The 4,473-nt window shown below is 30.4% G+C and carries 4 protein-coding genes; 1 reads left to right on the top strand and 3 read right to left on the bottom strand.

Translation table 11 applies throughout. The features are described from left to right. Window positions 1-274: 274 nt before the first annotated feature. Window positions 275-706: a DMT family transporter gene (locus tag CLLI_RS03770; protein WP_106062911.1), complete on the top strand. Its 432-nt coding sequence runs from the start codon at window positions 275-277 to the stop codon at window positions 704-706. A gap of 37 nt (window positions 707-743) precedes the next feature. On the opposite strand, the gene CLLI_RS03765 is transcribed toward CLLI_RS03770, so the two are convergent. Genes CLLI_RS03765 through nagZ form a run of 3 tightly spaced genes read right to left on the bottom strand, consistent with a single transcriptional unit; the run spans window position 744 to window position 4,324 of the window. Then, window positions 744-1,736, bottom strand: coding sequence for a GNAT family N-acetyltransferase (locus CLLI_RS03765; RefSeq protein WP_106062910.1), 993 nt, complete (start codon window positions 1,734-1,736; stop codon window positions 744-746). Window positions 1,737-1,763: 27 nt separating this feature from the next. Then, window positions 1,764-2,765, bottom strand: coding sequence for a hypothetical protein (locus CLLI_RS03760; RefSeq protein ID WP_106062909.1), 1,002 nt, complete (start codon window positions 2,763-2,765; stop codon window positions 1,764-1,766). Continuing rightward, on the bottom strand, window positions 2,747-4,324 hold the full coding sequence (nagZ, locus tag CLLI_RS03755; protein ID WP_207655071.1) for a beta-N-acetylhexosaminidase: 1,578 nt from the start codon (window positions 4,322-4,324) through the stop codon (window positions 2,747-2,749). The genes CLLI_RS03760 and nagZ overlap by 19 nt, the downstream gene beginning before the upstream one ends. Window positions 4,325-4,473: the final 149 nt, after the last annotated feature.

The following is a 4,473-nucleotide window of genomic DNA, read 5'->3' as shown; positions in this document are numbered from 1 at the left end:
TGGAACACATCTTTTTTCACTTAAAAAAGGTGCATAATTTTGAAATTTTAAAAACTCTACAAATCAAAAAAAGCCTTAATATTGATGGCTTATTAAAGTGCGCTATTTTTTAAGTATTGAACCTATTTGGGTTTAAAGTATCATTAAAATTTCTATAAAACACCTAAAAAACGCTGCCGCGTTAGCAAATTTTTTTATGCTAATGCGACAGCCTCTTTTTTTTAATAAATATTCTTTCTCTGGATAAAATAAAATGAGAAAGGTGGGTATTTATATGCTTGGTATAGTCTTTTCCATTGTGGCTGGAATAGCTATGAGCCTTCAGGGAGTCTTTAATACAAGACTAGGAGAAAGAATTGGAATATGGGAAACCAATCTGGTAGTTCAAGGTACAGGATTGATATTAACATTTATAATATTACTTTTTGCCGGTGATGGTAATTTAAAAGATATAAAAGAAGCTAATAAGCTATATTTATTAGGTGGCGCTCTTGGAGTAATAATAGTGTTTACCGTTATGAAAGGTATAGCAGCACTTGGTCCTACATATTCTATTGCAACTATTTTGGTGGCACAACTCACTGCCGCAGGGTTAATAGATGCATTTGGTTTATTTGGCTCTAAACAAATAAAATTTGGTATAACAGAAATCATAGGAATAGCTATTATGATTATTGGAATAGTAGTATTTAAGTGGAGAGGATAAAAACTTAGGCAGATTTAAAATCTGCCTAAATACTTCTTCAATTAAAATCTTTTCCCATGTGCATATAGGATTTCCATGGAATAAAGTTAAATGTACCATAGAATTTATAAAGGTCAGTCCAATCAATACACATATTTTCTATTCCCTTACTTTTTAATATCTCTAAAGACCTAAAGAGCAGTGTTAGCCCTAAATCCTTTTTCCTATATTGTGAGTCTATACCTATAGGCCCTAATCCCCCAAAATTCACTCCTAAAAGTTTTCTCCAATATATAGGCGGCCCTATTATTTTACTATTTTTATGATATATTCTGCTAAAGCCTATTACAATATCCTTTTTGATATCCTTAAGGATAATCATATCCTCCCCATTAATTCCATTATCTAAAGCAAATTCTACTTCCCCTAACCACCTGCCAGGAAATGTTTTTTTAAAAAATTGTATTAATTTCTCTTTATCCTCCTCTTGATAGGGTTCTATAATATAGCCTTCTTCTTCATTTATTCTTAGTTTTTTTATGGACCTTAGTTTACAAAAATCAACATTGCTTATATTACATATTAAATCGGTAGATATATGACTATCTATATATCCTCTTTTTTTAAAAAATTCATATCCATCTTTAAGTTCTAAAGGCATCCCTGGGAAAAAATGAAATGTATCTCTGCCAACTTCTATGTGTTTTACTCCCCTAGCTTGTAATATATTTTCACATTTATACAATAAGCTGCCGCCAATTCCATTGTTTCTATATTTGAAGTCTACTATTAGTGAATTTATATTCCCTGCAATTTTTTCAGCCTCCATAAGCCCCCTATACTCTAATTGCTGCTTAAATATTATAAAACCTGCTAACTCACTATTAATAAATACGCCAAATATATCCTTTTTTAATAAATTTCTATCATTCTCAATATTTTGATAGAATAGTTCTTCATCCATAGGAAAAAGACAGCCTATATTATCATTCCAAAGCTTTATTATACTATCTGATTCTTTTTTTCTAATAAATCTATAACAGATCTCCATGATACCACCCCATTTAATAATACATAACTAAATTTCTAAAAAGTCCTCCCAAACCTGTTCAGGATCCTCACAAGCTAATGTAGACATGCAACAGCTTCCTCTATATGCCCATGTCATAAGCCTGTCTATATTATTATTTTTAACTATTTTATAAGCTTTCTTTACATCCTTTTCCAAACTCTTATTTACAAAGAAATTTTGAACCCATATTTCACTTTCCTTATTATATTTTAAGGATAATTCTTTTATTAATTTCGTATATTCCTCTACATATTTCTCCACATCAAAGACTACATTTTTCCATATCCAATAAGGATCTGTGCCTATTATGCTAATAGAATCCATAGAGCATATCCTTTCCGTCAAATCTCTTTCCTTTTTGCCTTTAGCTGGTAAAAGGCATATATTATTTTTCATTTCTAAGCTTTGTGCGAATTTACACATGTCCTCCAAAAAATTATATATACTATTTATTTTAAAATCTTCTATATCTCTATTTAATGCTTCTGGCATTGTGTACCCATATTCTTTTTTAAACAATCCCTGGCATACATTACATCTACATCCCCAATGATCCTTTTCATTAAACCAGCCAGCTATATAAAAATGTGGTTCATCAAAGAAAATATAATCTCCACCTATTTCTTTAGCTGATTTAATCCATTCTTTCATGAAGCTTTTAAACTTCTCATTATTAAGACAAGCTATTGGCCTTTTTTCCCCGTTTTCTATTTCCTCCATTACATCAATATTTTTGGCAATAAAATTAGAATAGGCTTCTCCTCCAAATACTTTTCCAAGTCCCCAAGGGTCTATATATACTTCCATGTCTAATTTATGAGCTTCCTTTATAATATCTTTTACTGTATCCTTATAAAAATCCATATCATTTTCTGAATAGGTGATAAGCACTACATTGCAATTAGCTTTTTTCATTTCTGCTAAATCCTTCTTAGCATGATATAAATATTTATTTCCAAAATAAGCTGTACCCTTTTTCATTTTTATCACTATAAGGTAACTGGGCATATACCCTTACCTTCTATTTCTCCTTTCACAACCTTTAATATACTTTTAATTGAAATAGGTGTATATTCATAAGCTAAAAGTATACATGGTATATGATCTAAATTAGCTGCGTCATATGGATCTCTCATAGGTATCATTATAATGTTTCTATTTATTTTGTATATTTCATTAACCAATTCTATTTGTTCAATATTTAAATTGCCATTATAGGTACATATTATTACCTTACACTTACCCTTTGCTTTCTGGGTTAAGTATTCTATTCCCTTTTTACTAGGTTTTAAAGACATAATCTCAGTTTCACAATTAGAAAACTCCTTACTAAAGGAAGTATTTATATTTCTATCCTCTATGAAGTCATCTATTCCTGTAAGTACTTGAGCATTAGTAGAGATTACTAATATTTCTTCTTCCTTCTTTATAGGTAATAATCCATTATCTCTTACTATTGTAATGCTATTATTACTTATCTTTTCGGAGAATTCTTTATGGATATCACTATTTATTATATTATATGCTGTTTCATAAGAAGAGTTTATAAAGCTTTTAATATTAATTTCAGATTTGAAATCGATTATTCTTTTTAGGGATTCATTAATTCTTTCTTCACTTATTTCTTTAGATTCCACCTTTTCTATTATTCTATTTAAAGCACCTATTTGTTTTGCTTCCGTATGGGATATACATATCATATCTGTGCCTGCTTTAATTGACATAACGGCAGCTTCCACGGTACCAAAATAGCTATCTATAGCTTTCATTTCCATACAATCCGTAATTATTAATCCATTGAAATTAAGCTTATTTCTCAATAGACCTGTAAGAACTTTATCTGACAATGTAGCTGGAAGTTTTCTATCTTCATATGCAGGAAACATTACATGTGCTGACATAATAGCTTTTATCCCTGTGTTTATTGCTTCTTTAAATGGATAAAGTTCTACCCTTTCTAATCTATCCTTATTATGATTTACACTGCTTAAATCTAAATGGGAATCCACACTTGTATCCCCATGTCCAGGAAAATGCTTACCTGTTGCAATAATACCGTTTTCTTGTAAACCTTTAATATAAGCTGAACCTAATTTACTTACCCTTTGTGGATTTTCGCCATAACTTCTAACACCTATTACCGGATTATCTTTATTGTTATTCACATCTAATACTGGAGCCAAATTAAAATTAATGCCTAAGGCCTTTAGTTCTTCTCCTGAATATTTACCATATAAATAAGCATCCTCTTCATTTCCTCCAGCAGATAACGCCATATTTCCCGGGAAAAAAGTAGCTCCATTGGTTATACGGGTAACCATCCCCCCCTCTTGATCTATGGTTATAAATAATGGCAGTCCATTTTCTTTTAATGCTAATCTCTGAAGCTCTTTATTTAAATTGTATAACTGCTTTGGATTTTTGAAATTCCCAGCAAATAAAATTATATTTCCTATATGATAGTTTCTAATAGCTTTTATTATCTTATCATTTACTTCGGTGCCATGAAATCCTATAATCAACATCTGACCTATCTTCTGCTGTAGACTCATACTTTCTATTCCCATTTTCAACACCTCTTCCATATACTTAGTATTCTCGAAAACTCCCAAGGTACTGAAGTTTCTACATTAATTTTTCTATAGAAATCAGCTTCACCCCAGAGTTTTTTCAAGTTTTATATTGTACGAATAGCTTATATAATTTAAGATATTCG

Origin of the sequence: Clostridium liquoris (assembly GCF_002995785.1) — a bacterium.
GTDB lineage: Bacteria > Bacillota > Clostridia > Clostridiales > Clostridiaceae > Clostridium_AO > Clostridium_AO liquoris.
Note: the sequence above shows the minus strand (reverse complement) of the source record. Positions and strands in the feature narration are given on the sequence as shown.

Excerpts from the sequence above, each read along its gene's own strand:
- CLLI_RS03770 (WP_106062911.1), top strand. The coding sequence starts at position 275 with ATGCTTGGTATAGTCTTTTCCATTGTGGCTGGAATAGCTATGAGCCTT.
- CLLI_RS03760 (WP_106062909.1), bottom strand. The coding sequence starts at position 2,765 with ATGCCCAGTTACCTTATAGTGATAAAAATGAAAAAGGGTACAGCTTAT.
- nagZ (WP_207655071.1), bottom strand. The coding sequence starts at position 4,324 with ATGGGAATAGAAAGTATGAGTCTACAGCAGAAGATAGGTCAGATGTTG.
- CLLI_RS03765 (WP_106062910.1), bottom strand. The coding sequence starts at position 1,736 with ATGGAGATCTGTTATAGATTTATTAGAAAAAAAGAATCAGATAGTATA.